Source organism: Flavobacterium sp. FG68, from assembly GCF_057808895.1.
Genome location: NZ_JBMDIY010000014.1, coordinates 12,474 through 39,414, shown reverse-complemented (window position 1 = coordinate 39,414; position 26,941 = coordinate 12,474). Strand labels below are relative to the sequence as shown.

The following is a 26,941-nucleotide window of genomic DNA, read 5'->3' as shown; positions in this document are numbered from 1 at the left end:
TATGTTTCAATATTTTAACTATTTGTTACACAATTAAATATGGACGATTTAAATAATTCTTATTCTATTGGTGAAGTCAAAATGATATTCCTTTCGTCTAAAAGCGGTACAATCTGCCCTAAAACTAAATCCTGAAAATGTGCTGTATTTCGGTGTTCTGTTACAGCATCTTCACTTGTATATCCTTCAAACAATACGATTGTATTTAAATCAGTAATGCTTTGGTGAATGTTGTAAAACAGGTTACCGCTTTCCTGAATACTTTTTTCCTGAACAGTTTTTAGTAACTGCAAAACGTTTTCAATTTGACCTTCTTTAACTTTCCATGTTGCGAAAACATGAATTGGATTTTGATTTTTCATTTTTGTTTTCTTTTAATGAGATAATTGATTTTAAAATCATATTGACCTCTGCCGAATTTTGGAAGAGGTCAATATAAACAGCATATTATTTTTTAGGAGCTTCTAAAATAGCAATCATTTTTTCTGCTACTCCTTTTGCAGATGCAGGATTTTGACCTGTAACCAAATTTCCGTCGGCAATGCTGTGGGCTGACCAAACGGCCGCTGCGTGAAATTTTGCTCCTTGTTTTGTCAACGCAGATTCTAATAAAAATGGCACATCGGCAATGGCGTACCCTTTTTCTTCTTCATCTGTAAATGAGGTAATGTTTTTACCGTTTACCAAATATGATCCGTCGCTTAATTTTACGTTTAGTAAAGATACAGGACCGTGACAGACAGCACCTACTACTCCATTGCGTTCGTAAGTTTCTTTAATTACTTTTTTAAGAAGCGCATTTTCGGGCATATCTACCATTGGAGCTAATCCGCCGGGAACAAAAACGGCATCGTAAGTACTTACATCAACATTCGATAATTTTGCTGCTTTTTGCATGGTTTCCCATCCTTTTCCAGTTAAAAAAGCAAGATTGTCTGGATCACCTGCTAAATTAAGTGCGTCTAAATACGGAGTGTCTCCGGTTAAACTTGCAAAATCAATTTGATAATCTGCTCGGTCAAATTCAGCATATGGATGTGCTACTTCAGGAAGAAAACTTCCTGTTCTTCTGTTGTTTGGACCAATTGTATTTGCATTTGATACAATAATTAAAATTCTCTTTTTCATTTTCGTTTCGTTTTTGTGGTTTGTTTTTTCTTCCGATACTTTGTTTTCTTTTTTAGTTTGTGCACTAACTGCAAAAAAGGAAAGTGCCATTGTCAAAATCATAATTTTTTTCATCTGTATTATTTTTTAATTGGTTATGAATTATTTACAAGACAAATTTATATCGGCATGCCTCCTGAATGCGAGGAGGCAAGTCACAAAAAAAGTGTGACGAAAATCACACTTTGATAGGTTTTAATGATGCTATTTATTGCCGGAGTAAAGCCTGCTAAGGGTTTCACGGCTTACACCCAGATATTCTGCAATATATTTTTTAGGAATCTTCTGCATTAAATTGGGATAAAGATTGGCAAATTCTTTATATCGCTGCTCCGGTTTGTTAGAAAGTAAGGAGATTATTCGCTGCTGAAGCGCAATATATCCCTTGGTTAGTTTTACCCTGAAAAAGTGTTCCATTTTGTGCAATGCAATCGAAAGTTTTTCTCTTCCTTCGAGCGTTAAACACAAAACTTCTCCCGCTTCCATACAAACAACATACATGTTTGCAGGTTTTTGATTGAAATAAGAAATATAATCAGACATCCACCAGTTTTCGGTTGCAAACTGTACGATATGTTCTTTCCCGTCATCATCAAGATAAAAAACCCTGAAAATTCCGCTTACAATAATGTATTCGTACTTTGCTTCGTCGCCCTGACTAATCAAATATTGATTTTTTAAAACCTTTCGTATGGTAAAAAATGGTTTTATCGATTCAAATTCTTCATCAGTAACCGGGATAATTTCTTCAATATGCTTTCGTAGTTTTTCCATAATTCAGTTTTGTAAATCAAAGATAAAAGATTTATTGCTTTTCGTTATTACTGCTTTACAACCTTCAATGATAATTAAGTAATTGTTTGCTAAAATCGTATAATAAAATAGGCTGACTATGTGAGTACTTTTGAAATAGCGTGAAACTTAAATCAAGGTTTCGCTGCTGACTTAATTTTAAAAACATTCTATATGACAGCAGATAATAATAGATATTACGATCAGGATGATAGTAATATCACAAACGACAATCAGAGTTATGTTGATCAATATCAGCAAGAACACATTGGAGATCAAAATAATTTTGAACACGCTTATTCTTTAAACGAAGATCAGAATTATCTGGATAATGAATTTTCGAATGCACTTGAAAGAGATGACGATGAAGATTTAGAACAAGATATTGACGAAAGTGAATTAGAAGAAGATGATTTTGATGAAGAAGAAGATCTTGATGAAGATGATCTTGACGATGATTTAGTAGAAGATTATGATGAAAATGACCGCGAGCCGGAAACTTTTGCCGACGATGGATATAAAATTGATTAATCTGAACCTTATAAAATTTTAAAGTGCTTTATTCAAAAGATAAAGCACTTTTTTTTACCTGCAACAAACACAAAAACAGGTATTTATACCTAGAAAAAGAAAAAATAATTGCTTAAATTTGAGAGAACAATTACGTATAAGCAGGTTTAACTAAATATCGGCACAATATGAAAACAAACCCAAATCAATCTGTAAAACACTTAAATAGTAATGATTTCGCTTATTCTGCAAAAATTTCAACTCCAAACGGAGAAAAAGATATCCAATCTTTTCAAATTGGAGATTCAATTTTAGCTTTTTCGGCAAAATTAGAATCGGGTACCGTTAAACTAACTGCTTCTCAGGCAAAAGTTTCGTTTAGCAATGGTATCGAATGCAGCAAACAAACCCGTATGATTTATCTGGATTTAATGGACTTTCAAGGTTCATGTAAAAATATTACCTGCAGCGCAGATCAGCTTTTTTTATTGAGTAACGGTAAATATGCTCCTGCTTCGCAATTGCAGCCGGGACAAGAACTTGTCGATAAAGAAGGTAATCCCATTCATATAAAATCAGTTAAAGCAGGTTCATTTCGCGGAGGCATTCATAGTATTTCAACAAATGCGGCGGTTGGTGATATTCCTAATGGTCATTTATTTGTGGCAAATGATATAATAATGGGAGATTTTTCACTTCAATTGTATTTTGATTATCTTCCTGACGATTTGAAACAATAAAATATGCCTTGGAATATTCTTGAAAATTTATGGAACCGTACTATAAATACATCCGCTGTTATAACGGATAAACTATGGGATCTGGAAATGAAAACCTTGTTCCAGTTAGGTATCAGCATGGAAGATACGGTTCAGTTTTTATATTTTGAAAAACCTGATTTTGAAACTTTTAAAACCTGGATTAACAATCAAAAGAAAAACGGAAACACTGTCGCAGCTACTGTAAACAATGTGCTTTCAGAACAAGATCTTGAGTTTTGGGATAAAAATGGTTATGTAATTATAAAAAATGCTGTTTCGCAAAAAGACTGCGAAGATACCGTTAACGCCATTTGGGATTATTTAGAAATGGATCCTGATAAAAGCGAAAGCTGGTACAAAAGACATAAAGATCAAAAAGGTTTAATGCTTAATTTTTCTGATCACGAAACTTTAAATAAAAACCGTTTTTCGCCAAGAATAAAAAAGGCTTACGAACAGCTTTATAATTCCACCAAAATTTACAAAACCATTGACAAAGTCAGTTTTAACCCGCCTGAAACTAACGAGTTTACTTTTTCAGGAAGTCCGCTGCATTGGGATATTAGTTTAAAACAGCCCATTACTTTTGGATTTCAGGGACTGCTCTATCTTACAGACTGCGGTATTGATGACGGCGCTTTTCATTGCGTTCCGGGATTTCATAATAAAATAAATGACTGGCTTAATGATCTTAAACCAAATGAAAATCCAAGAAACAAAGCCATCGAAACTTTAAAACCTGAACCTATTACTGGCAATGCAGGCGATTTTATAATCTGGAACAATACTTTACCGCATTGTGCATCACCAAATAAAGGTTTAAGTCCAAGAATGGTACAATATCTTACCTATCTGCCAGATGATTATGATGCATCCGGAGAATGGATTTGATTTTTTATATAAGTGAATCTTCCGGATTGCACGGAAAATAAATTTTTATATCTGTCCCTACTCCTAATTTTCCCGTTGCATAAATATTGCCGCCAACTGTCTGCATAATTTTTTTGCATAAAGCCAAACCTACGCCAGAGCCGCCGTATTCATCCTGATTATGGAGTCTTGTAAAGACTTTAAAAATTGTTTCGGCATATTGCTGTTCAAAACCAATTCCGTTATCAGAAAAATTAACCCAATGGCAGTAAATTTTATTAGAATGCCCCACCAATTCTGCCTCTTTTGAAGCCGTGATTTTAATTACCGGCGTTCTTTCCTGCGAAGCGTATTTTAATGAATTTTGAATAATATTAGAAAATAACTGACGCATTAAAAACCCAATGGCGTGAACTTCGGGAAGGTTTTCACTTTCTATAACTGCATTCTTCTCAGCGATATTTTCTTTCATTTCTGCTAAAGTTATCTCCAAAATCTGATTCAGATCAACTTCTTGCAGCGCATCTCTGGTATATTTTATTCGGGTAAACTTTAGGATATCTTCTAATAAAACCCGCATTCTTGCCGCAGATTTTGATACTCTTACTAACGAACTGGAAATGGATTCTAAAGGAATAACATCTAATTCTGTCAGCATTTTTGAAGTAATTAACTGAATTTTACGCAGCGGTTCCTGCAAATCGTGTGTACTAATCCAGTTGATATTTTCAAGTTCAGCATTGGTTTCGCGCAAAATTTCACTTTGCGTACGGTATTTTTCTTCCTCTTCACTAAGCATTATCATCATCAAATGGTTGTGAAGCGTATGTGCATACTGGGTTGCGGCATTAATTTCGTACTGCTTCCAGATGTTGCTTTGGTTTTTAATAATTTGTTTCCAGATATTAAATGAATTTCTGGGATGCAAACCGTTGCTGTCTTTTACAATAGCTTTTTCGGGATCGCCGCCCCAGTTAATTTCTGAAATTGTTTCGGGCCTGTACCAGATTATATGGTTGGCACTGTCGAGAGAATGATAAATAATACCAGCAAAATCAGAGCATTCTTCCATTTCCGGAAAATGATCCCTTAACTTATTTGTGCTAAATGTTTTGTCTGTTGTTTTCTTACTAATCGATTCAATTAGGCTTATAATCTGTTCATTTGATGGCGTTAAACCGTTTTTGTAAATTTTATCTTTTACCAAAACAGAAACTCCAGACGCATTACAAATATTCAATAATTGTGGTGACTTGATAATCGTTTCTAATGAATCCTCTGTAAGCGGAAGTTCTAAACCGGATAATAATTCGAGTGCCAAAGATGTTTTTCTGGCATTTACATTTTCATCATTTGATTGTCGTATATCGATTTGAGAGGTAATAAACTGCCCCTGAAGTTTTGCTGCGAGCCTGATTTCCGGCGAAATATTCTTTTTAGAATAATGATGGCAGGCTATCAAACCCCAAAGTTTGTCCTGATGAATAAGTGAAATCGTTAGTGTCGCGCCAACGCCCATATTTTTTAAATATTGAACATGAATTGGAGACGTGCTTCTAAGTATCGAAAGGCTTAAATCCAGATTCTTATCTTCCCTGTTATCATCAATCGTAAAAATAGGAACGGGTTTATAATCAATATCAACAATTAACCTGAGCTGGTTTTTTATATACAATTCTCTCGCCTGAGGCGGAATATCGGTATGCGGATAATGTAAACCTAAAAAAGGTTCAAGGTCTTCCCTGCAGTTTTCAGCAATTACTTCACCATTATACTGTTCATCAAAACGATAAATCATAACACGGTCATAACCGGTAATTTCGCGGGTTCCCTGCGCAACAAGTGCACACAGGTCTTTAAGAGAACTTGTATTGTTCATTTGGGTTACAAACTGAATAGTCTGCGTATAAACATCTGCCAGTTTTTCTCTATCGGGAAATTTTGGCTCTGCCTCCAGAACATAAATATCAAAACTCTTGTGAATGCTTAACTGAAATTGCTTTTCGAGCAAATTAATTTCAAGTGGAAATACATTCTGAATTTTATCTTCATTTAAATATTCTAAAATCAGCTCCTGCGATTTTGAACCAAAAACTGCTGTTAAATCCTTTCCTAATACTTCGGTATGCTGTATATCAATAAATTCAGCAATATTAGCGGTACAAAAATCTATTTTCCAATCGGCATTCAGGCCAATTAAAAAACCATGTGGCTGTATACTTCCCGGAATATGAATTGGTTCGTGCTCACAGTTGGTTAGTGTAACAATATTGCGATTAACTATATCTTTAATCTTCATTTTCTTTATGCCTTCTCAAAGTGATTGTAAATACTATCAAAAGCATATATAGCTCCTTTTATGATATCGTCTGCGCAATTATAATCTTGTTCATATTCAGCAAGTACATTTAGAAAATTTTTCCAGTAGCTGCCTGTTTTGTCTCCGTAACCTTTAAAATACGATACACCCAGATCGTTAGAAAGCTGCGGGTTAAGTACAATGTTTTTTAGTATAAATCTTCCGCCTAAACTTGAACCTTCAATAACATACAAAACGCCCAGCGCAAAAGGAACTGTCATTTCTGTACGATCAAAAACCTTTGCCGATCCTGTTTTTTGGTGATGAAGGAAAAGAAAATCTTCTTCAATAAGATGTGTTTTTTTTCTTTGTTCTAAATCTTCAACAATACCAGAAAGTAAGGGATATATTGTGTCTTCCGTGTTTTTATGAACGTCATGCATTAAACTTAAATAGTGAATATAATCTTCGATTTTCATCTCTGGAGACAAAATAGAAGCTGACACCGGAAGGCTTTCTAATTTTTTATGAGAAGTAGCGGTTTGTGTTTTTATATCCGTCAGAAATTCTGAAGAAAGCAAAGAAGCGGGGTTTGTGTTCATTGTAGGTAATGTTATGCTGTTAGGAGAATTTTTTTATTTCTCACTAAAAACAAATTTATAAAAAAACATTGCCAATTTTTTAAAAAATCTATTACAATTTCTTTTTAATTGCGTTATTTCTCTTTCAAATATTAAAATTTAAAAATTTCTTTAAGTTCTATTATTTTCTTTCCTGTTGGAAGTATTTTTGGGGCCTTCACTAATTTCTGTGCCAAAAGCTGTGTTTCAAGCGGTTTAAACTTAGTAAGAATGCCAATTGAATTGAGGAAATTGAATAGTTTAACCGAAATTTTTTCGCCCAGTCGGTCAGTATCTTCACGTACCAAAGGTCCCGGTCTAAAAATAATATACTGCTCAAAATTAAGTTCGGCGATATAATCTTCCAGCTTTCCTTTCATTTTAGAATAAAAAACACTGCTTGTGGCAGAAGCTCCATAAGAAGAAACAAGTACAAAAGATTTTACTTCATTTTGTTTCGCCGCAACGGCAAATGCAGCCGGAATATCAAAATCTATCTTCCATTGTTTTTCTTTAGATCCTGCAGCTTTTAAAGTTGTTCCGAGGCAGGAAAACAAAACACCTCCGTTTATCTGATCTTTAAAAGATTCAATATCATCAAAATTGACAATGTGTTCTGTTAATTTAGGATGTTCTTTGCCCGAAGGTTTTCTAACAAAAGTTACGACAGAAGAATAATCATTATCCTTGAGCAGTTCTTCTACCAAAAATTTCCCGGTTGAGCCTGTAGCCCCAATTACCAATGCTTTCATAAATTCAAGTTTAATTGACTGGTTGTACAGCGTTAAAGATACTTAAAAACAATGAATTGAAAATGACATTTTAAACAAAGCAAAATGGCGTTTTAAACAAAATCGAAAGTTTTGCTTCTCTATAATTTTGCTTCATAAACAATTAAACATTTATAAAAATGAAAGCAAATAATTATCATGGAGCATTACAAAACCCTTTACAATCAGGATTTAATGCAAAATCGACTGCGGCAGATGTAATTAAAGGAATTGACCTGACAGGAAAAATCGCCATTGTAACAGGCGGACACACGGGCATTGGTTTAGAAACTACTAAAACACTTGTAAATGCCGGAGCAATTGTAATTGTTGCGGCGAGAGATATTGCAAAAGCGCAGAAAAATCTTGACGGAATTGCTAATGTAGAATTGGAAGCTTTAGATTTCATGAATCCGGATTCTATAGATTCGTTTGCATCAAAATTTCTTTCTTCAGGAAGACCGCTTCATCTTCTTATTAATAATGCGGGAATTATGTGGGTTCCGTTACGCAGAGACGGTCGTGGTTACGAATCGCAATTGGTAACCAATTATTTAGGGCAGTTTCAGCTTACGGCAAAATTATGGCCGGCACTTAAAAAGGCAAATGGCGCAAGAGTAATAAATGTATCTTCATACGGACATCAAATGGCGCCATTTAATTTTGACGATCCTAATTTTCTTCACCGTGAATATCATACTTTACAAGGTTACGGACAATCTAAAACGGCGTGTAATTTATTTGCTTTAGAACTGGACAATCGTGCAAAAGACTTTAATGTTAGGGCCTATTCGCTACATCCGGGAAGTGTTTTGGGAACTGATTTAGGAAGAGATGAACCTATTGAATTATTCAAACAAATAGGAACGCATGATCAGGATGGAAATTTAAAACCAGAGGTTGCTGCTTTATTAAAAAACGTTCCTCAGGGCGCTGCAACTACGGTTTGGTGCGCTGTAAGTCCTTTATTGAACAATATTGGCGGTGTTTATTGTGAAGATGCTGATGTTGCCAGATTAGATCTTGGAGAAGTTGAACACAAATTTGATGATCCTTCAACCATATTTGGTGTTCAGCCTTATGCTGTAGATCAGGATAATGCAAAAAGACTTTGGGATTTAAGTGAACGTTTGTTAGGAATGTCATTTGACGTTAGTTAATCAGGATTTAGAAAATAATATACCGTCAGGATTTTTATCTTTGATAATCGAAGAAAAAAACCTGGCGGTTAAAACAGTGTAAAATGGAACATATATCAAAATATTTAACTCCTGAGATCAAACTTTCTTGTTATGAAGATAAGTTCTTCAAATCTGATTTGGTTTTTGATGATCATATGCTGATTTGGTTTATTTCCGGAGAAACCAAAATCATACAAACGGATGCCGTTTTTACCTTTAAAGCCGGAGATATTTTCCTTATTCCCAGAAATTTACTGGCAACTATTATCAATTATCCCAAAAATAGCCAGCCGCACAAAACGGTTGTCATGCATCTTTCGGTAAAACGTTTAAAAGAGTTTTATAAGAATGTTGACTTAAGTGCCAAAACAGGTTCTGAACAAAAAATCATTTCTTACAGCAATCATCCGCTATTAGAAAGCTGTCTGGCTTCCTTAATGCCTTATTTTGATATTGAAGGCGATTTTCCGGAAGATATTGCTTCTTTAAAAATAACCGAAGCAATCACTATTTTAAGAACAATCGACAAAAGAATTGATGCTGTTTTAGCAAGCTTTGACGAACCGGGAAAAATTGATTTGATCGATTTTATGCAGCGTAATTTTATGTTTAATATGCCAATGGAAAAATTGGGTTATTTAACAGGCCGCAGTTTATCAACTTTTAATCGGGATTTTAAAAAGTACTTTAATACAACGCCTCAAAAATGGCTGACTAAAAAAAGACTCGAATTAGCGCATTATCATTTGGCAGAAAACAAAAAAAAACCAACCGAAATATATTATGAAGTTGGTTTTGAAAATCTTTCCCATTTCTCTTTTGCGTTCAAAAAACAATTTGGTTATTCGCCAACAGCATTAGCCAGTATAGAATAAACTATTTTCTTGGTTTTATTCTAACCGAATCTTTATCAATATTTTGCTTTTTTGAAGAGCTGGTGTAAGTAGCGCCATCCTGAGCATCTTCCCCTGGTCCTATTCCCGTTCCGGTTCCGCCTTTTGCTGTACCTTCTTTTCCTAAGTCTTTATTGGTCGTTGAACTTGCAGCGCCTGTAATTGGCTTGCCCGTACTTTTATTAGTTCCGGTTTCATTTGTGCCTGTACTATCTACAGGCTTTTTTGTACTGTCTGTTACAGTTGTGGTTTCAATTTCATCGCTGTAACCATCCTGATTATTTTTACATGAAAATAAAACTGTAATCAGAATAAAGAGTAAGGCTATATTTGATTTAAAAAATGATTTCATAATTATAATTTTAGTTTGTAAACTTTAAATTTATTTTATACACGGAAGCTGTAATACATTAGCATTCAAAGGCTGCTCTATTTTTCTTTCGAGTTTTTCACTATTGACCGTTATATAAATTTCCATCGAACCCGTTCCAACTTTCAGCGCAAGAATATGTCCGCCATAAGCATCAAATTTATCATCTGTGGCAACTCCGTGAATGTGCAGGGATGGTTTTCCTTCATTCCATGCAATTGAGCCTGTTAAACTTCCCATTTCGACCTTATTGAATGTTTTAGGATTAAATTTCTTTTGATTAAAATCGTAAAATCCAAAAGTAACTTCCTGCGCAAAACCAATTCCGGTAAAGTTTGCCGAAGGAATCTGCTGTTCTTTCGCTAAGTTTTCAATCAAGCTGAGTACATTATCTCCCTCACGCAAAACCATCAAATACCCATAAGTCGTTTTGGTATAACGGCATTTTTCATTGTCATTTTTTTGCTGCGCCTGCACATTTACAGCCATACATAAAAATGCTCCAAATACTATTTTTCTAAATGATAAATGCATCTCCTGAATATTAAATAATTACAATTTTAAAATTACCCAGATATGTAAACAAATCTTTACACTATTTCGATACGATTATTACAAAACTTCTACATCTGGCTATTTAATTACTTTTTTGGGCAATAAATGGCTTAATCAATTGTTATAAATAGATATTTAGAAGTCAAAATTGCTTCTATACATTTCAAAATAAATTTAAGTATGAAAAGAATATTGTTTTTAATTATAATCGTTACTTCACTTCAAGCTTATTCTCAGGGAGAAGTTAAAGGGAAATATCAGCCTATTCAATCTAAAACTCCGGAAACTAAAGAAGTTATTCCGCCAACGGAAACGCCGCCGCCGGATGAACCTACTCTTGCAAAAGATCCGATTGTTTTAAAAATAAATCCAGAGGAACTTTTTAAGGACAACACGCTTTATAAAAGAGAGGCAAACGTTGAAGGTATTTTTTACAGAAGAAATGAATATTTAGGTGGTTTTGTAACCAAATCAACAACCTCAACCATTCGTTATCGTGATGCTGCTTTTGTTGACGGTGATAAAATTAGAGTATATCTTAATGATAAAGTGATCGAACCGGAAGTTAGTCTGGTAGGAGAATTTAAAGGATTTAAAATAAACCTGGTAAAAGGAATGAACAAAATTGATTTTGAAGCTTTAAACGAAGGCTCAGCATCACCAAACACAGCCGAATTTCAGGTTTATGACGACAACGGAAAAGTGATTGAAGCCAGCCAATGGAATGTTGGAACTGGTTATAAAGCTGTTATTATTTTATATAAAGACTAAATTTAACTATTAATTCAAAAAAGCCTGTAGAGAAATCTACAGGCTTTTTACTTTTTACTATTCACTGATCACTTTTTCACTGATCACTTTTCACTGATCACTGATCACTGACCACTAATTCACTCCTTTCTTCCATACATCAAAATCCTTTTAAAAGAATAAATAGCAGGAAGTTTAGGAAAATTTACTGCAATTCTCTCTTTATATGTTTTAATAAAAAGTTCTTTTTGTTCGCCTTCAAGCCTTTCGATATAAGGAATTAATGCCGAACCCGAAATAAAATTATAAAGCGTTTCGTGATCATCAGCAATAATGGGATACACTTTCTGAAGGATTTCAATATCCTTAAGACCGCCATCAAAAAGTATTTGTGCATATTCATCAAGACTTAAAACAGGAGAATCTCTTTTATAGCCTTTTAAATACGATTTAAACGGTTCTTCATCAACAAGGTCAGAAAGGATTTTATTGAGTTTATTTTCTGGCTGAACGGGCATTTGTACGGCAAACTGCCCATCTTTGTTCAGTAATTTTAATAAATTCGGAAACAAACTTTCATGATCATTTGACCATTGTAAAGCGGCATTACTAAAAATCAAATCCCATTTTTCTCCTGAATGTATGGTTTCTTCTGTAGTTGCTTTTTTAAAATGGAGATTATCAGTTTCTAAGGATTTTGATTTCTCCAGCATTTCTGCAGAAGAATCTATGCCAAGAAAATGAGCCTCTTTAAATTTATCTGCCAAAATAGAAGTCTGTTCTCCCGTACCGCATCCTAAATCAATAGCTTTCATTCCTTTTTGCGGTTGTATAAATTCTATTAAATCATAAAATGGTTTGTATCGAATATCTTTAAACTTGTTATAAACATCTGGATTCCAAGGCATATTTTGATTTTTTAAATTTAAAATAAGAGAACTGTAAACTCGCATTTTGCAAGAAACACTAAGATACTAAATTTCAATTTTTGCAGATTAAAACCAACTCACAATAATCTCATAAAAAATAATTACATAAATCGATTTAAAATTATACCGATTGGTATATATTTGTATAACTAAATCATTTCAAGATGAGTAAAGCAGAAAAAACTAAGCAATTTATAATTGAAAAAACAGCTCCAATCTTTAATACTAAGGGTTACAGCGGTACATCTATAAATGATATGACAACGGCAACAGGTCTTACCAAAGGAAGTATTTACGGTAATTTTGAGAATAAAGATGAAGTTGCCATTGCTTCTTTTAAGTTTAATGTGAAAAAGCTTCACGATGTTTTAAGCCGGGAAATCGAAAAACAAAGAACTTTTAAAGAAAAATTGCTAGTTTATCCACGCGTTTATGCCAAATACCCAAGTCTGGATGTAACTCTTGGAGGCTGTCCTATTTTGAATACTGCTATTGAATCTGATGACACACATCCGGTTCTTAAAAAATATGCCGAAAGAACGCTGTTGTATTGGAAAGAGAAACTAATGTACCTCATCGATCAGGGTATAAATGCTGGAGAATTTAAAGCAAAATCAATTAATGTTGAAAATACAGCTTTAACCATAATTGCATTGATTGAAGGCGGCATGATGATAAGCAAATTAACAGGAAGTGATACTGATTTATCTGCCATAATGCTTTCGCTTTGCAAAATTATCGACGACTTAGAATAAAGCAATAATCTACCGATTGCTTTTTTTACATACAAAAATATACCGATTGGTATAATTACTAATTTAAAATTTAAATAATGAAAACAAAAACAAGATTAGAAGTGTTGCAAGATCACATTGGCGGAGAATTTGTGCTTTCGCCTTCTCCATTTATGCTTTGGATGAAACCCATTGTTGTCGTGGCAGAACCCGGAACAGTAACTTTTAAATACCACATTAGAGAGGAAATGACGAACCCAATCAAATCTTTACACGGCGGAGTTACTGCGGCAATTGTAGATGATTGTATTGGTGCAACGTTATTTTCGCTTGACGAGGAACATTTTTATACCACAATAAACCTAACTATTGATTACTTCGCTCCTGCGCATTCCGGAGACAATATCCTGGCGAAAACATCCATAATAAAAAAAGGAAAGCAATTCGTAAATGCACAATGCGAAATTTGGAATGAAACCGAAACAAGGCTGATTGCCAAAGGATATTCTAATCTTTTTAAAACCAACGTAGTCAAAAAAGTTCTTTGATATCGATTCACTTTTATAAGAAATGGCGTGTAAAATGGAAATAATATAAAATATGTAAGAAATTATGTAAAAATTTAAAATATATAGGGTTTAAATTTGAGCATAGTAAATTTCTTAAATATTTGATTTATCGTAACTAATAAGTAAGTATTTTTCTAGTTAGAAAACTGGTTAGTGCAGCTTTTTTTTACAATTTAAATAATTTACAATCATACTTTACTTTCCGTTTTTTATAAAAGTGAATTCTTAATCATGCAGTAGGAAAAAGCAGTTATTTGCTGCAGGCAGATATATAATTAAGGGTTTAGCATTACTTGAAATATAGTTTTCGACAGTATCTAATTTTTAACTAAACTAAAAATTATGAAAAAATTTGCCTTATTAATTTATATCATTTCTATTCAAAGCTTTGGACAGATTTATGTTGGTGCAAGTACTCCCGTTTATGTAAAAAACCAGGTTCTTTACGTAGGGCAGACTATAAACCTTGCCGCAAATTCAAATTTATATCTGCGTAATTTATCTCAGTTGGTTCAGGGTACAACAGGAACTTCGACTAATGTAGGAACCGGAATAATTTCTGTTTATCAGGAAGGAAGCGCAGATAATTTTGACTACAATTACTGGTGTTCTCCCGTAGGTGTAAACGTAGCTGCAACCGGAAACCGAAATTTTGGTATTACTTTACTGAACAGGCCAACGACCTCAACGGCATCGACTGCTGCAACAATCCTGCCGTTAGCAAGTTATGACGGAATTGCAAATCCGCTTTCTATTGCGTCAAGATGGATTTATAAATTGACCAATGCTAATAGTTATTCGCAATGGGTTCAGGTAGGAACTACTACTACACTGGCACCCGGTGAAGGTTTCACCATGAAAGGAACCAGCGGAACTGATGCTGTAGACCCGGAAGGAACTGGTGCAAATAATCCCGGCGGAACTGGTGCTCAGCGTTATGATTTTAGAGGAAAACCCAATGACGGAAATATTACCGTTACCGTTGGTGCGGGAAATGCCTCAACCTTAACCGGAAATCCATATCCTTCTGCCTTGCATTTAAATGCTTTTTTATTAGATCCACTAAACAGTGCCTGTACGGGAATTGCTTATTTCTGGGAACAGGACAAAACCACAAATTCACATTTAATTAAGGCTTATAGGGGCGGATATGCCACTTATTCACCCGGAAGTTTAGGCTCAAACGGTATTTATGTTCCTGCCACTTTTAATAGTTATAATGGCGATGGTTCGTTAAATACGGTTGGTACTTCGTCTGGGCTTATGCGTCAGCGTAAATATTCGCCTATCGGACAGGGCTTTGTGATTAAAGGTGCTGCAAACGGAACGGTAACCTTTAGAAATTCGTATCGAATATTTTATAAAGAAGGTGCAGGTTTATCACAATTTGAAAAACCCGCAAAAGATAAAACTACCGCTAAAACCGAAGAAACAGCTAAAACTGAAAAAGCCGAAGAATCAAATGATATTCCGCACATCAGGATAAATGCTATTATCAACAACGAATTTACCAGACAGCTCGCCCTTGCTTTTTTACCGGAAGCGACAGACGGAGTTGACAGAGGTCTTGACGCTGTAAGTATGGACAATTTTCCCAGCGATACTTTCTTTTTGATGGAAGGAAAAAATTATATCATAACAGGTACTAATTTTGATATTACCAAACAAATTCCTTTAACCGTAAAGGCCGAAGCCAGCACTACCCTTAAATTTTATATTCCCGAAGTTATCAACTTTGATCCTGCACAAAATATATTTATATATGATGCCTCAGATGCATCGTATCATAATATTAAAACGGGGAATTATGAAGTTACCATTCCGGCAGGCGTATTCCCGGATCGTTTTAAAATTACTTTCACAAACAAAACACTGGGCACAGATGAAAATGCTAAAAGTAATTTTTTCATTATGCAGGACAATTCAAGCCGTTTATTAAAAGCTTCAAATCCGGATTTTATTCCGTTTAAGTCATTTTATCTCTATGATATGGTGGGTAAAACAGTTCGATATAAAGAGAACTTGGGGGTTGAAGAAAACTATAGTTTCTCTACTTCCGGCTTAAGTTCCGGAGTATATATTGCGACCTTCATAACTGCTGATAATGAAAAAATATCCCAAAAAGTAATTATTTCGAATGCAGGAAATTAATAATGTTTTTTATTGCCTTTCAACTATCTAAAACCTGAAATTATGAAAAATACAGCCTCAAAAAAACACCAGACATTATTACTACTCGTTTTTATTTTTTTATCCTTTATCGCAAATGCCCAAGTCGGAATTGGAACTACTACTCCTAATGCGAGTTCGGTATTAGATATTACCTCAACTACTCAGGGTATGCTGACTCCCAGAATGACAACTGCCCAAAGAACTGCCATAACAACGCCTGCTGACGGATTAATTGTTTATGATACTGATTTAAAAGCTTTTTACTATTATTCTTCAGGTTCTACGTCATGGTTAGTGGTGAGCAGCGGTATAAATCCCAGATTAAATTTTAAACGTATTCGATCTACAGATAATTTAGCAACCGTTTTGGCAGCAGAGCTTACCGCAGGCGGAGGAGCGAAATATCTTTTAAACTCAAATACATTGTATGAAATAAATGGTACTGTTACCTTCAACTTTCCTATAGAATTAAATAATGCTTATGTACACGGTTTAGATTCTAATGATGATATTATACTTAGAACAACAGGAAATATTTTTGAAGGCGCAACAGGAGGAAATATAAAAAATGTTACGCTTAGAGCAGCAACAGGTAGTGTTTTTAACCTTAGCGGAGCGGCAACTCAAAATTTAGTTTTTAGGGACTGTATCGTTGCCAATTCAGCAAGTGTAGGAACAATATCTGGTTTTGGGCTTGTATTTTTGAGTATTGTCAATTTTACCGGAAATACGACCGGAATAACCTATAACAATATTAATCAGCTGTTATTAAGCAATCAGGGATGGTTTGGTAATAATACCGGGACTTACGAAAAACTAACCGGAACATTTACATTAGTAGAAAAACAAGGTGGCTTTAGTCAGGTTGACGGAACTGCCGTAGGATTTGATGTTTCTACTAGTGGACTTAGTATTACCGGAGATGCCATATTAGAATCTGTTGTTTTTACAGGCTCAAATACAACAGGATATGTAAAAGGCTATACTACAGGATCATATACAGGATATAATTTTAATAACAGCTGGAATGTTAGAGCTTCCGGAATTCCAACAGAAACAGATGCTAATGCTGTAGGCGATCTTTCTATGGATTATGCTGTTGGGAGTGGACTTGGAGTTAGTTTTACAAATAACCTCAATCCAAGTAATATAGTAAAAGTAGGCTCTGGAACTCCTTCCACCACTTATTCAAATTTATTTAGATTTTCAACTGATGCTGCAAATCGATTACGATATCAGGGAAAAAAGAAGAGAATCTTTCTAATTGGAGGATCTATTTCTTTCCAAGTGCCTGGAGCAGGAACCTACATTATCTATATCGCAAAAAATGGAACAGTTATAACTCAGTACAAAATTTACGGAAGAGGACAAGTACTTAACGATATTGTAGTGCTTCCCATAAACGCATCAGTAGAATTAGTAAATAATGATTTTATTGAAGTTTTTGCACAACGTTACACAGGAAGTAATGGAGATATCGTCGTTCCCAATATGACACTTATAATTAAATAATTTACTCATTTGTATAAAAAATGTAGTCCCTACGGGACAATAATATCGGGTAATGCATTTTTTTTCTACCGATCTGAAACTCCTAACGGAGTTTTTTTTCTGCAGCAAATTTCCAAACATTTTCTACCGACCAGAAATTCCTAACGGAGTTTTTTAATTTTTAATATAATTCTACTAAAGTAAACTCCTGGCGAAGTTTTTTAAAGTCTAATACATTTTCGACTAACATAAACTCCGCTAGGAGTTTTATATCGGTGGAAAAAAATACCAATCCCTGCAAAATTGCCCCGTAGGGGCTATAGATTAGAAACTCCAAATGGAGTTTTTTAAATTTTAATACATTTTCGACTAACATAAACTCTGTTAGGAGTTTTTGGTCGGTAGAAAAAACAATATCGACGCCTGCAAATTGTCCCGTAGGGACAACTCATTACACATACAAATCAAATATTAAAAAAAGGGGCTGTCTAAACCATCAGAACTTGAATCTGACGAGTTATTGTTTGAAACTGAAGTATCAGATTCTTTTTTACAGCTGCTTAAAACAAGAAGGAGCAGACTAAAATATAGAAGTAGCTTTTTCATAAAAAATGCTTTTATAATTATTTCGCTTTCGCGGATTTTCCTGTTTTTGAGCCTTTGTTTTCACTCAGGTTATACGTTACTTTTTCAATTTTTCCGGTAAATTCAAAAGGGAGTTTATAATTAAAATCAACCGGAGAACCGGCATCCATTCCCACATCTAAACCTTCATTAAGGGATATTTGAATAGGTATTGTTCTTTCCAGATGCTCTTCTCCTACTTTTTTGCCATTAACAAGCAGTGTAACTGTTGCTCCTTTTCCTCTTTCTTCTCCTTTGCCTTCGTATTTAAAATCAACAACCAGTTTTACTTTTCCTTTTGGCAATACTTCATTTCCTGTAACTGTAGGACGTTCCAAAGCAAGATTATTGTAAACAAAACTTGGTTTACCGTTTTGTACATAAAGTCCGTATCCGCCCACTAAACCTCCGTGTGTTACAATCATTCCTTCTGCTCCATTATCTGGAACATCAATATCGGCGGTAATTGACCATGATTTATTAAGGATTCTTGGAGCGGCTTCATTTGGTAAACCCACTTGTCCGGAATAATAAGTAAAAGTATTGGTGTCTCCGGCCAGCGTTGGTCTTCCCATTAATTCTCCGTTCAGTCTTTCAACAGCACGCCAGTCCAGCGGAAGTACATTGTATTTAGCGGCTTCAACCCACCATAAATCTTGCATTTCTCTTAATTTCTGCGGATTTTTTGCTGCTAAATCATTGGCCTGACTAAAATCTTCATCGACTTTATAAAGCTCCCATTTTTGTTTATCGGGATCAAAGGCGCCACGATTTGGATTCCATGGTGCAAATGATAATGCCGAAGCCATCCAGCCATTGTGATAAATACCTCTGTTTACAGCCAGTTCAAAATATTGGGTTGTATGTTTTTCTTTTGCTTTGGCATCATTAAAAGTATAAGCAAAACTAATTCCTTCAATAGGCTTTTGAGTAATACCATTTACAACTTCAGGTGGTGTAATACCAATGACATCATAAAGCGTTGGCACAACATCAATGGTATGTGTAAACTGGCTTCTTAAACCTCCTTTGTCTTTAATTTTGGCAGGCCATGAAATAATCATAGGGTTTCGTGTTCCTCCAAAATGACTTGCCACCTGTTTTGTCCATTGAAAAGGTGTATCCATTGCCCACGCCCATTCTGCTGTAAAATGATTAAAATGTTTTGGCCCGCCTAATTCGTCTATTACTTTAAGGTTATCCTGCCATTTTTCGGGAATTCCGTTAAAAAATAAATTTTCATTTACAGAACCTTCTATTCCGCCTTCGGCACTGGCGCCGTTATCTCCGGCAATGTAAATGATAATGGTATTATCTGCATCCGGCAATTGTTTTACAGCATCGACTACTCTTCCCATTTCATAATCGCAATGCGAGCCATACGCCGCAAATACTTCCATCATTCTGGCATACAAACGTTTTTGATCGGCATTGAGTGAACTCCATTCAGGCAGACTTTCTGGTCTTGGAGTAAGTTTTGCATCTGGCGGAATAACACCCAGTTTTTTCTGTCTTTCAAAAGTCTGCTCTCTGTAAGCATCCCAGCCCATATCAAATTTACCTTTGAACTTGTCTATCCAGTCCTGCGGAGCATGATGCGGTGAATGTGCCGCACCCGGAGCAACGTATAAAAAATAAGGTTTATCAGGCGCGATCGATTTTACTTTTCGAACCCATGCAATAGCGTGATCTGCAAGGTCGACTGTCATGTGATAATTTGGATCTTTAGAAACCGGAACAAGATTTCGGTTTTCAAACAAAACCGGGTTCCACTGATTCATATCTCCAGAATTAAATCCATAAAAATATTCGAAGCCTAATCCGTTTGCCCAGCGGTCAAATGGTCCAGCTTCACTGGTTTCCCAAGCGGGTGTATTGTGATTTTTACCAATCCAAGCCGTCATATAACCATTTTGACGTAAAACTTCGGCAATGGTTGCGGCATTTTTGGGTAGTATACAAACTGCGCCGTCATAACCCGTAGCTGCTTCTGTAATTCCGGAAAAAGAAACTGAGTGATGGTTTCGTCCTGTTATTAAGGTTGCACGTGTTGGACTGCAAAGCGCTGTAGTATGAAATTTATTGTAACGTATTCCTTCTGCTGCCAGTTTATCCATTGTTGGTGAAGGTACGCCGCCGCCAAAAGTACTAAACTGTCCAAATCCCGAATCATCTAATAAAATGAGCACCACGTTTGGTGCGCCTTTTGGAGCTTTTACAGGCTGAGGAAATTGCGGCGGATCTGAATCCAGATACGTTCTGCCCACATATCCTGAAAAATGAAAATCAGGTTGCGGCAAAACTTTTGGAGTTCCCGGTTTTTCATTTTCCTGGCTAAAAGTAACCTGTGTACCAATAATTACAAATAATAGAAGTATTGCTTTATTTTTTATGAAAATTAAAGCAGCATTTAAAATGTCGTTTGTTTTCATGATTTGTGGTTTTAAGGGACAACTAAGTTACAACTTACTAAGAGCCAAAATCTTACAAATAGGTTTCAAATTATAATTTGAAACCTATTTGCTCTGATTCCACAAAAAAAAACCATTCAAATTAATGAATGGTTTCAGTATATTTTATATAAACAATTTGTTAGAGCATCTTTTCTCTTTCCCAAAAACGATGTCTTCCTAAAGCTTTTATAAAAGAAGTATTTAAAGCTTTGTCAGCAATAGTATTGCTAATTAAAACTCCTGCATCCTTCTCTTTTATATCGCTGTTTGTTTTTATTATTTGAATTCCTTCTGCTTCAGCTGCAATAAACTTACAGTGATTATAGGAATCATTTATAAATTCTTTCACTTCCTTGATTCTTGAAAGTTCTTTAATTCCTTTTCCTCCCGGAATAAAAACCCCGTCAAAAAGTACCGAAGCTGCAATTTTATAAGTTTGATCCACCGGAATGGCTGTTCCGTCTTCTGATGTAATTGTTCCTAAATGCGGTGCAATAATTACTGCTTTTGCACCTGCATTTTGAAGCGCCGTTTTCATTGCTTTTACTGATGATGCATTTACGCCTTCAGCACATAAAAAAGCAATCTGGCGTGTTGCAATAGTATTCGAAATAGTTGGATTTTTCAGCATACTTAAAGCATCAGAATTTTTAATGCTTTGTTTCACTTTTGTTGGTTCGTGATTGCCTTTATCATCGGCACCAACTCCATGATTGATGGGTTTTTCGATATTCTTTGGAACCGGAATTCCTAAGGATTTGGCAACTTTTGATGCCAGATTACCATCAACTTGATTTAGCAGCCCAAGCATTCTTTCTCTAATTGCAACAGTTTCAACTTTACCAAGTTCAAAAGACAATGCGTTTGCAATATGATCTTGTTCTACCGGAGTCTGGCTGTTATAAAAAAGTACGGCCTGACTAAAATGATCTGAAAAACTTTCGCTTCGTTCTCTTATTTTATGAGCATCAATTCGCTCATTAAAACTGGCAAAACCTCCTTCGTCAATTTTTGCCTGAAAAGGACATCCGCCGCCCAGGGAATTAGGATGATAACTTACTTTACCAACTGCAATTTCCTGACGCATATGCCCGTCACGCTGGTTGTTGTGCATAGGCGCAATGGTTCTGTTAATTGGTATTTCATGAAAATTAGGACTTCCTAACCTTGATAATTGTGTATCTGTATAAGAAAATAAACGGCCTTGTAATAACGGATCATTTGTAAAATCAATTCCCGGAACTATATGACCCGGATGGAACGCAACCTGTTCTGTTTCTGCAAAAAAATTGTCTGGGTTTTTATCCAGCACCATTCTTCCAATAATGGTTACCGGAACCAATTCTTCAGGAACTAATTTTGTTGGGTCTAAAAGGTCAAAATCATATTTATGTTCATCGCTTTCCGGAATAATCTGAACGCCTAATTCCCATTCAGGGAAATTTCCGGTATCGATCGCTTCCCACAAATCCAGTTTATGAAAATCAGAATTTTTACCTGATATTTTTTGTGCTTCGTCCCAGGCAACAGCATGAGTTCCTAATTTTGGTTTCCAGTGAAATTTTACAAAATGAGATTCGTTTTGTGCATTCACAAATCTAAAGGTGTGAACTCCAAAACCTTCCATCATTCTTAAACTTCTCGGAATTGCCCTGTCGCTCATTACCCACATAACCATATGCATGGATTCTGGCATTAAGGAAATAAAATCCCAAAAAGTATCATGTGCAGACGCGGCCTGCGGAATTTCATTGTGCGGTTCGCCTTTAACAGCGTGAATTAAATCTGGAAATTTCATGGCATCCTGAATAAAGAATACCGGAACATTGTTTCCAACTAAATCAAAAATACCTTCCTGAGTATAAAATTTAACGGCAAATCCACGAACATCGCGAGCCAAATCTGTTGATCCTCTTGAACCGGCAACAGTTGAAAACCTAACAAAAATGGGAGTTTTAATACTTGTATTGTTTAAAAATCCGGCTTTAGTATATTTTTCCATGGTTTTATAAAGTTCAAAATATCCATGAGCTCCAGAACCTCTTGCGTGAACGATTCGTTCCGGAATGCGTTCGTGATCAAAATGAGTTATTTTTTCTCTAAGAATAAAATCTTCTAAAAGAGACGGCCCTCTTTCTCCTGCCTTTAAGGAATTGTTATTATCATTAATCTTAACTCCCTGGTTAGTGGTCAAAAACTGATTTTCTCCATTCGATCTATTCAAATCTAAATCTCTTTGTTTTCCATCAGAATTATCCTGATTTGTTTTCTTTGAATTTTTCATTTGTTTCTTGATTTAAAATGTATTGGTGACTTAATAATTGGTCTATTTCGATAGAAGAATATTTAGCAAAATAGCTAAACAAAGTTAGAAGGCTTTTCATGTTAAATATTATACAATTTGGTTTCAGGCTTATAACATTCATATTACAATATCCATGATATCAATTATTTAATCCTATAATTATATAATTACGAAATCTAATCGTATAACTAAAAAAAGCATTTCTAAAAGTAATTTTGAGTGAGTCACTTTAAAAACACCGTACATGATTTTTAATGTTATTATACAATTGGTTGTGGTTTCAATTATGGCAACATCAGCCATGACGTGGTTTAGTTATGCCATGTCAAAAAGCTTTAGAGAATTGTATAAAGAACCGGTGCTTTTGAGTTATGCTATCGACAAAATGAAAATAGAGCTCTCGCCGAAGTCAAAAAAAATCTGGGGCTGGTTATTACATTATATAATTGGTCTTTTGTTTGTTATAGGATATCATATTATTTGGGTAAAGGATATACTGCCAATTTCACCGTTAAGCGCTCTTATATTAGGAGTAATAAGCGGTGTAGTTGGCATAGTCAGCTGGATAATTATTTTTAAGATGACCCACCATCACCCCCCAATTGATTTTAAGGGTTATTACATTCAGCTGTTCTTTGCCCATATAATTTTTGCCATTGTCGCCACGGCGCTCTACTCTGTTACGTTAACACTTTTAATATTAGCAAACGCTTATGTCATTGTCTAAATACAACGAAAAAAGAGATTTTAAACAAACCCGCGAACCAAAGGGTAAAATCGGAAAATCAGCAAGTGAATTGATTTTTGTCGTTCAAAAACATGCTGCATCACATTTGCATTATGATTTTAGGTTAGAAATGGACGGCGTTCTTAAAAGCTGGGCTGTTCCAAAAGGTCCATCACTTGATCCGGAAGTAAAACGCCTCGCCATGATGGTTGAGGATCATCCGTACAGTTATAAAGATTTTGAAGGTACAATTCCCGAAGGAAATTATGGTGCCGGAAATGTTATTGTTTGGGATAACGGAACGTATACTTCTGACGAAAAAACCGCCTCAGACGAAAAACAATTATTAGCCGATTTGAAAAAAGGACGTTTAAGTTTTATCTTAAAAGGAAAAAAACTTAAAGGGGAATTTTCATTGGTAAAACTTCACGGAAAACAGGAAAACGCCTGGCTGTTGATCAAGAAACAAGATAAATATGCTACAGATGCTGATATTTTAGAAAAAAATAAATCGGTTATTTCGAAAAGAAGTTTAGAAGAACTGGAGAAAAAATCTGAAAAAATAAAGGCAAAACCAGAAGAAAAAGAAGAAAAGCAAACGATAAAAAAAAAGTCTAAAGCAAAAACTGCCGAAGTTTCTTTTGTAAAACCAATGCTTGCCACCACAGTCGAAAAACCTTTTGATGATGAAGAATGGTTTTTTGAAAATAAATATGACGGTTATCGTACCGTTGCCGTTATTAATCCGGATGAAGTAAATTTATTCAGCAGAAATCAAATTTCGTTCAATGTCAGTTTTAAACCCGTTGCAGACGAATTGAAAAGGATAGATCACACCGTAATTCTGGATGGTGAAATCGTGGTTGAAAATGAATCCGGAAGAGCTGATTTTCAACTTCTTCAAAATTATCTTAAAACTGGAATCGGAAACCTAAAATATTATGTTTTTGATCTGCTCAATTTAGATGGAAATTCGGTAACAGACCTTTCTCTGCTTGACAGAAAAGAGCTTTTGAAAATTTTATTTAATAAATATGATTTTACAAATGTTTTTTATTCGGAACATACTATTGGGGACGGAATTAAACAATTTGAAAATGCCCGAAAAAACAACAGCGAAGGCATTATTGCAAAAAAAGCCGACAGTACTTATTCTGTTGCAAGCAGGAGTAGTAACTGGCTTAAAATTAAAATTTCTAATGAAGAAGAAGCTATAATCATTGGAATAACAGAACCTAAGAATTCCCGGAAATACTTTGGCGCCATTTTACTGGGCCAATATAATGACGGAGAATTAAAATATATTGGAAAATGCGGAACGGGTTTTTCAGAAGAAGTTCTAAAAGAGCTTTATACAAAGCTTAAACCGTTATTTCTGGACAAATCCCCGCTAAGCGAAAAAGTTCCACTAAGAGATAAAATTCAATGGGTTAAACCCAAAGTTGTATGTCAGGTTAAATATTCAGAATGGACGCAGGATAATAACCTGAGACATCCTGTTTATCTGGGATTAAGAATTGATAAAAAAGCCAATGAAGTTGTTTTCAATGGTAAAAGCAAAACTAACCTCAAGCAAAATAAAATGGAAGATTTAAAAGAACACAAAACCGAAAATGATTACGATTTAAAAGTTGGAAAAGCCACTTTACATTTAACAAATCAGAACAAAATATATTTTCCTGCTGACGGTATTACAAAAGGCGAAATTATTCAATATTACAATGAAGTTTCATCCCTTATTCTGCCTTATTTAAAAGATCGTCCGGAATCTATGAACCGCTTTCCTAACGGAATTGATGCGCCAAGTTTTTATCAAAAAGATATTGATTTGGAGAAAACTCCAAAATGGCTGAAAACCAAAAAAATATTCTCAGAATCGAACGAAGAAAACATAGATTATCTTATTTGTAATGATAAGGAAACATTGCTTTATATGGCAAATTTGGGCTGTATAGAAATTAATCCGTGGAATTCGACCATAAAAAACATTCACAATCCAGACTGGCTTGTAATGGACCTTGATCCGGCAAAAGAAGAGGATTTTAATATTGTTGTTGAAACTGCACAAGTTGTAAAACAAGTTATGGATGAATTAGAAACGGAATGTTTGTGCAAAACTTCGGGCGCGACAGGACTTCATATTTACATTCCGCTTGGTGCACAATACGATTATGATTCGATAAAAATTTTAGGAGAATTAATCGCCAAGGAAGTTCAGACAAGGCTTCCGGATATTACAACAATTGAGAGAAGCATCAAAAAACGAGATAATAAACTTTATATAGATTATCTGCAAAACCGCCGCGGACAAACTTTGGCAGCGCCTTATTCTGTTCGTCCTAAACCTGGTGCAACAGTTTCAACACCTTTAGAATGGAGTGAAGTTACTACTAAATTACATCCGTCGCAGTTTACGATTAAGAATGTATTGCAGCGATTTGAGAAAAAAGGGGATTTATGGGAACCTGTTTTGTCAAAAGGTGCCAATATCAAAAAGATAATCAAGAAATTAGAAGAGAAACAAGAAAGAGTCTAAGATGACTTTTTCTTGGTTTCTAAACTCGCTTTCAGCATTGACATTAAATCGTCGCTTTGTTTGCTGTGCACCACTTTAAGTTTAGGTGCTTTGGCTGTTTTTCCTTTGGCTTTCTTTTTAATTATATCCAAAAGTTTGGTGGTATATTCATCTTTAAAACCCGTAATATCAAATTTTTCGGTAAGCTGATCAATTAGTTTTTCGGCCATATCCATTTCTTTGGTAGCTTTTTTAGAAACTGGCGGCAGTTTTAGTTCGTCTGTAGCCCTGATTTCCTGTTCAAAACGAATTCGGTTTAAAACAATGACATTCTTATAAGGTTTTAAAATGGCCAGACTTTCTTTGTTTCGCAAAACAAAACGCGTTACGCCTACTTTTCCTGAAGCTTCAAGTGCATCACGGAGCAACCCGTAAGCGTTCATTGCGCCTTTATCCGGTTCCAGATAATACGGCTGTTCGTAATAAATACTTTGAATTTCTTTTTCGAGAACAAAACTTTCTATAGCAATTGTTTTCGTTTTGATCGCATCTGCGGCTTCAAAATCAGAATCTTCTAAAATGACATATTTGTCTTCAATTTTGTAGCCTTTTACAATATTCGCAAAATCGACTTCTTTACCCGTATCTTCATTAACACGTTTGAATTTAATATTGGCGTGGTCTTTTTTATCCAGCATGTCCATATCAAGACTGCTCTCCTCTACCGCCGAAAACATTTTTATTGGAATATTAATCAATCCAAAACTCACTGAACCTGTCCATATCGATCTCATAACTCTTTCATTTAATTAGCTTTAAAATTAAATCACAAACACTGATATAGTTTTATAACATTCATCCAAAACTTTTATAAAATAACGACC

At 35.0% G+C, this 26,941-nt stretch carries 25 protein-coding genes; 12 read left to right on the top strand and 13 right to left on the bottom strand.

The window, feature by feature from the left end:
* Positions 1 to 59 precede the first annotated feature (59 nt).
* From ACODSB_RS10715 to ACODSB_RS10705, 3 genes are all read right to left on the bottom strand, one after another.
* On the bottom strand, positions 60 to 362 hold the full coding sequence (locus tag ACODSB_RS10715; RefSeq protein ID WP_488937025.1) for a putative quinol monooxygenase: 303 nt from the start codon (positions 360 to 362) through the stop codon (positions 60 to 62).
* A gap of 85 nt (positions 363 to 447) precedes the next feature.
* Positions 448 to 1,242 carry a type 1 glutamine amidotransferase domain-containing protein gene (locus ACODSB_RS10710; protein ID WP_488937024.1) on the bottom strand — a complete coding sequence of 265 codons (795 nt, stop codon included), beginning with the start codon at positions 1,240 to 1,242 and terminating at the stop codon, positions 448 to 450.
* A 129-nt stretch (positions 1,243 to 1,371) separates the two neighbouring features.
* Positions 1,372 to 1,941: a Crp/Fnr family transcriptional regulator gene (locus ACODSB_RS10705; RefSeq protein WP_053470356.1), complete on the bottom strand. Its 570-nt coding sequence runs from the start codon at positions 1,939 to 1,941 to the stop codon at positions 1,372 to 1,374.
* A 192-nt stretch (positions 1,942 to 2,133) separates the two neighbouring features.
* Between ACODSB_RS10705 and ACODSB_RS10700 the strand changes: the two genes are divergently transcribed.
* The 3 genes from ACODSB_RS10700 (at position 2,134) to ACODSB_RS10690 (ending at position 4,121) form a co-directional block, all read left to right on the top strand.
* Entirely contained in the window at positions 2,134 to 2,490 is a 357-nt protein-coding gene (locus tag ACODSB_RS10700) for a hypothetical protein (RefSeq protein WP_488937023.1), read from the top strand.
* A 167-nt stretch (positions 2,491 to 2,657) separates the two neighbouring features.
* Positions 2,658 to 3,209 carry a hypothetical protein gene (locus tag ACODSB_RS10695; protein ID WP_488937022.1) on the top strand — a complete coding sequence of 184 codons (552 nt, stop codon included), beginning with the start codon at positions 2,658 to 2,660 and terminating at the stop codon, positions 3,207 to 3,209.
* A gap of 3 nt (positions 3,210 to 3,212) precedes the next feature.
* Positions 3,213 to 4,121, top strand: a complete 909-nt coding sequence (locus tag ACODSB_RS10690) for a phytanoyl-CoA dioxygenase family protein (protein WP_488937021.1) — start codon at positions 3,213 to 3,215, stop codon at positions 4,119 to 4,121.
* 4 nt (positions 4,122 to 4,125) lie between these two features.
* On the opposite strand, the gene ACODSB_RS10685 is transcribed toward ACODSB_RS10690, so the two are convergent.
* The 3 genes from ACODSB_RS10685 to ACODSB_RS10675 all read right to left on the bottom strand — a co-directional run bounded on the left by ACODSB_RS10685 (position 4,126) and on the right by ACODSB_RS10675 (position 7,771).
* Positions 4,126 to 6,399 (bottom strand): ATP-binding protein, encoded by a 2,274-nt coding sequence (locus tag ACODSB_RS10685; protein WP_488937020.1) that lies wholly within the window; start codon positions 6,397 to 6,399, stop codon positions 4,126 to 4,128.
* Between the two features lie 5 nt (positions 6,400 to 6,404).
* Entirely contained in the window at positions 6,405 to 7,001 is a 597-nt protein-coding gene (locus ACODSB_RS10680) for a biliverdin-producing heme oxygenase (protein ID WP_488937019.1), read from the bottom strand.
* A gap of 131 nt (positions 7,002 to 7,132) precedes the next feature.
* Positions 7,133 to 7,771, bottom strand: coding sequence for an NAD(P)H-binding protein (locus ACODSB_RS10675; RefSeq protein WP_488937018.1), 639 nt, complete (start codon positions 7,769 to 7,771; stop codon positions 7,133 to 7,135).
* A 158-nt stretch (positions 7,772 to 7,929) separates the two neighbouring features.
* Between ACODSB_RS10675 and ACODSB_RS10670 the strand changes: the two genes are divergently transcribed.
* Both ACODSB_RS10670 and ACODSB_RS10665 read left to right on the top strand, forming a co-directional pair.
* On the top strand, positions 7,930 to 8,949 hold the full coding sequence (locus ACODSB_RS10670) for an SDR family NAD(P)-dependent oxidoreductase (RefSeq protein WP_488937017.1): 1,020 nt from the start codon (positions 7,930 to 7,932) through the stop codon (positions 8,947 to 8,949).
* A gap of 83 nt (positions 8,950 to 9,032) precedes the next feature.
* Positions 9,033 to 9,845 (top strand): helix-turn-helix domain-containing protein, encoded by an 813-nt coding sequence (locus ACODSB_RS10665; protein WP_488937016.1) that lies wholly within the window; start codon positions 9,033 to 9,035, stop codon positions 9,843 to 9,845.
* Between the two features lies 1 nt (position 9,846).
* On the opposite strand, the gene ACODSB_RS10660 is transcribed toward ACODSB_RS10665, so the two are convergent.
* Together ACODSB_RS10660 and ACODSB_RS10655 are read right to left on the bottom strand one after the other, a co-directional pair.
* A complete protein-coding gene (locus ACODSB_RS10660; RefSeq protein WP_053470347.1) occupies positions 9,847 to 10,215 on the bottom strand; it encodes a hypothetical protein in 369 nt (122 codons plus the stop codon).
* Between the two features lie 30 nt (positions 10,216 to 10,245).
* Complete coding sequence (locus ACODSB_RS10655; RefSeq protein ID WP_488937015.1) at positions 10,246 to 10,767, bottom strand: PPC domain-containing DNA-binding protein; 522 nt, start codon at positions 10,765 to 10,767, stop codon at positions 10,246 to 10,248.
* A gap of 201 nt (positions 10,768 to 10,968) precedes the next feature.
* On the opposite strand from ACODSB_RS10655, the gene ACODSB_RS10650 reads away from it, so the two are divergent.
* Positions 10,969 to 11,559: a hypothetical protein gene (locus ACODSB_RS10650; RefSeq protein WP_053470345.1), complete on the top strand. Its 591-nt coding sequence runs from the start codon at positions 10,969 to 10,971 to the stop codon at positions 11,557 to 11,559.
* A gap of 119 nt (positions 11,560 to 11,678) precedes the next feature.
* On the opposite strand, the gene ACODSB_RS10645 is transcribed toward ACODSB_RS10650, so the two are convergent.
* The gene (locus tag ACODSB_RS10645) at positions 11,679 to 12,446 is read right to left on the bottom strand and encodes a methyltransferase domain-containing protein (RefSeq protein ID WP_488937014.1); all 768 of its coding nucleotides are present in this window, start codon (positions 12,444 to 12,446) and stop codon (positions 11,679 to 11,681) included.
* Positions 12,447 to 12,631: 185 nt separating this feature from the next.
* Here ACODSB_RS10645 and ACODSB_RS10640 point away from each other — a divergent pair, with 185 nt between their 5' ends.
* From ACODSB_RS10640 to ACODSB_RS10625, 4 genes are all read left to right on the top strand, one after another.
* Positions 12,632 to 13,222 carry a TetR/AcrR family transcriptional regulator gene (locus ACODSB_RS10640; protein WP_488937013.1) on the top strand — a complete coding sequence of 197 codons (591 nt, stop codon included), beginning with the start codon at positions 12,632 to 12,634 and terminating at the stop codon, positions 13,220 to 13,222.
* Positions 13,223 to 13,299: 77 nt separating this feature from the next.
* Entirely contained in the window at positions 13,300 to 13,749 is a 450-nt protein-coding gene (locus ACODSB_RS10635) for a PaaI family thioesterase (protein ID WP_488937012.1), read from the top strand.
* Between the two features lie 363 nt (positions 13,750 to 14,112).
* Positions 14,113 to 15,921 (top strand): DUF8693 domain-containing protein, encoded by a 1,809-nt coding sequence (locus ACODSB_RS10630; protein WP_488937011.1) that lies wholly within the window; start codon positions 14,113 to 14,115, stop codon positions 15,919 to 15,921.
* 42 nt (positions 15,922 to 15,963) lie between these two features.
* Positions 15,964 to 17,454: a hypothetical protein gene (locus tag ACODSB_RS10625; protein ID WP_488937010.1), complete on the top strand. Its 1,491-nt coding sequence runs from the start codon at positions 15,964 to 15,966 to the stop codon at positions 17,452 to 17,454.
* A gap of 450 nt (positions 17,455 to 17,904) precedes the next feature.
* Here ACODSB_RS10625 and ACODSB_RS10620 read toward each other — a convergent pair whose 3' ends face one another.
* The 3 genes from ACODSB_RS10620 to ACODSB_RS10610 form a co-directional block, all read right to left on the bottom strand.
* The gene (locus tag ACODSB_RS10620) at positions 17,905 to 18,039 is read right to left on the bottom strand and encodes a hypothetical protein (RefSeq protein WP_488937009.1); all 135 of its coding nucleotides are present in this window, start codon (positions 18,037 to 18,039) and stop codon (positions 17,905 to 17,907) included.
* Between the two features lie 17 nt (positions 18,040 to 18,056).
* Positions 18,057 to 20,489: an arylsulfatase gene (locus tag ACODSB_RS10615; RefSeq protein WP_488937008.1), complete on the bottom strand. Its 2,433-nt coding sequence runs from the start codon at positions 20,487 to 20,489 to the stop codon at positions 18,057 to 18,059.
* A 160-nt stretch (positions 20,490 to 20,649) separates the two neighbouring features.
* Entirely contained in the window at positions 20,650 to 22,794 is a 2,145-nt protein-coding gene (locus ACODSB_RS10610) for a catalase (RefSeq protein ID WP_488937007.1), read from the bottom strand.
* 265 nt (positions 22,795 to 23,059) lie between these two features.
* On the opposite strand from ACODSB_RS10610, the gene ACODSB_RS10605 reads away from it, so the two are divergent.
* Both ACODSB_RS10605 and ligD read left to right on the top strand, forming a co-directional pair.
* Complete coding sequence (locus ACODSB_RS10605; RefSeq protein WP_488937006.1) at positions 23,060 to 23,542, top strand: hypothetical protein; 483 nt, start codon at positions 23,060 to 23,062, stop codon at positions 23,540 to 23,542.
* Positions 23,529 to 26,078, top strand: coding sequence for a DNA ligase D (ligD, locus tag ACODSB_RS10600; protein WP_488937005.1), 2,550 nt, complete (start codon positions 23,529 to 23,531; stop codon positions 26,076 to 26,078). The genes ACODSB_RS10605 and ligD overlap by 14 nt, the downstream gene beginning before the upstream one ends.
* Here the strand turns inward: ligD and ku are convergent.
* Complete coding sequence (gene ku / locus ACODSB_RS10595) at positions 26,075 to 26,851, bottom strand: non-homologous end joining protein Ku (RefSeq protein ID WP_488937004.1); 777 nt, start codon at positions 26,849 to 26,851, stop codon at positions 26,075 to 26,077. The two genes, ligD and ku, sit on opposite strands and share 4 nt — an antisense overlap.
* Between the last annotated feature and the right edge of the window lie 90 nt (positions 26,852 to 26,941).

Excerpts from the sequence above, each read along its gene's own strand:
- ACODSB_RS10650 (WP_053470345.1), top strand. The coding sequence starts at position 10,969 with ATGAAAAGAATATTGTTTTTAATTATAATCGTTACTTCACTTCAAGCT.
- ku (WP_488937004.1), bottom strand. The coding sequence starts at position 26,851 with ATGAGATCGATATGGACAGGTTCAGTGAGTTTTGGATTGATTAATATT.
- ACODSB_RS10690 (WP_488937021.1), top strand. The coding sequence starts at position 3,213 with ATGCCTTGGAATATTCTTGAAAATTTATGGAACCGTACTATAAATACA.
- ACODSB_RS10695 (WP_488937022.1), top strand. The coding sequence starts at position 2,658 with ATGAAAACAAACCCAAATCAATCTGTAAAACACTTAAATAGTAATGAT.
- ACODSB_RS10680 (WP_488937019.1), bottom strand. The coding sequence starts at position 7,001 with ATGAACACAAACCCCGCTTCTTTGCTTTCTTCAGAATTTCTGACGGAT.
- ACODSB_RS10700 (WP_488937023.1), top strand. The coding sequence starts at position 2,134 with ATGACAGCAGATAATAATAGATATTACGATCAGGATGATAGTAATATC.
- ACODSB_RS10670 (WP_488937017.1), top strand. The coding sequence starts at position 7,930 with ATGAAAGCAAATAATTATCATGGAGCATTACAAAACCCTTTACAATCA.
- ACODSB_RS10610 (WP_488937007.1), bottom strand. The coding sequence starts at position 22,794 with ATGAAAAATTCAAAGAAAACAAATCAGGATAATTCTGATGGAAAACAA.
- ACODSB_RS10635 (WP_488937012.1), top strand. The coding sequence starts at position 13,300 with ATGAAAACAAAAACAAGATTAGAAGTGTTGCAAGATCACATTGGCGGA.
- ACODSB_RS10640 (WP_488937013.1), top strand. The coding sequence starts at position 12,632 with ATGAGTAAAGCAGAAAAAACTAAGCAATTTATAATTGAAAAAACAGCT.
- ACODSB_RS10705 (WP_053470356.1), bottom strand. The coding sequence starts at position 1,941 with ATGGAAAAACTACGAAAGCATATTGAAGAAATTATCCCGGTTACTGAT.
- ACODSB_RS10710 (WP_488937024.1), bottom strand. The coding sequence starts at position 1,242 with ATGAAAAAAATTATGATTTTGACAATGGCACTTTCCTTTTTTGCAGTT.
- ACODSB_RS10685 (WP_488937020.1), bottom strand. The coding sequence starts at position 6,399 with ATGAAGATTAAAGATATAGTTAATCGCAATATTGTTACACTAACCAAC.
- ACODSB_RS10630 (WP_488937011.1), top strand. The coding sequence starts at position 14,113 with ATGAAAAAATTTGCCTTATTAATTTATATCATTTCTATTCAAAGCTTT.
- ACODSB_RS10655 (WP_488937015.1), bottom strand. The coding sequence starts at position 10,767 with ATGCATTTATCATTTAGAAAAATAGTATTTGGAGCATTTTTATGTATG.
- ACODSB_RS10660 (WP_053470347.1), bottom strand. The coding sequence starts at position 10,215 with ATGAAATCATTTTTTAAATCAAATATAGCCTTACTCTTTATTCTGATT.
- ACODSB_RS10665 (WP_488937016.1), top strand. The coding sequence starts at position 9,033 with ATGGAACATATATCAAAATATTTAACTCCTGAGATCAAACTTTCTTGT.
- ACODSB_RS10645 (WP_488937014.1), bottom strand. The coding sequence starts at position 12,446 with ATGCCTTGGAATCCAGATGTTTATAACAAGTTTAAAGATATTCGATAC.
- ACODSB_RS10605 (WP_488937006.1), top strand. The coding sequence starts at position 23,060 with ATGATTTTTAATGTTATTATACAATTGGTTGTGGTTTCAATTATGGCA.
- ACODSB_RS10615 (WP_488937008.1), bottom strand. The coding sequence starts at position 20,489 with ATGAAAACAAACGACATTTTAAATGCTGCTTTAATTTTCATAAAAAAT.
- ACODSB_RS10675 (WP_488937018.1), bottom strand. The coding sequence starts at position 7,771 with ATGAAAGCATTGGTAATTGGGGCTACAGGCTCAACCGGGAAATTTTTG.
- ACODSB_RS10625 (WP_488937010.1), top strand. The coding sequence starts at position 15,964 with ATGAAAAATACAGCCTCAAAAAAACACCAGACATTATTACTACTCGTT.
- ligD (WP_488937005.1), top strand. The coding sequence starts at position 23,529 with ATGTCATTGTCTAAATACAACGAAAAAAGAGATTTTAAACAAACCCGC.
- ACODSB_RS10620 (WP_488937009.1), bottom strand. The coding sequence starts at position 18,039 with ATGAAAAAGCTACTTCTATATTTTAGTCTGCTCCTTCTTGTTTTAAGC.
- ACODSB_RS10715 (WP_488937025.1), bottom strand. The coding sequence starts at position 362 with ATGAAAAATCAAAATCCAATTCATGTTTTCGCAACATGGAAAGTTAAA.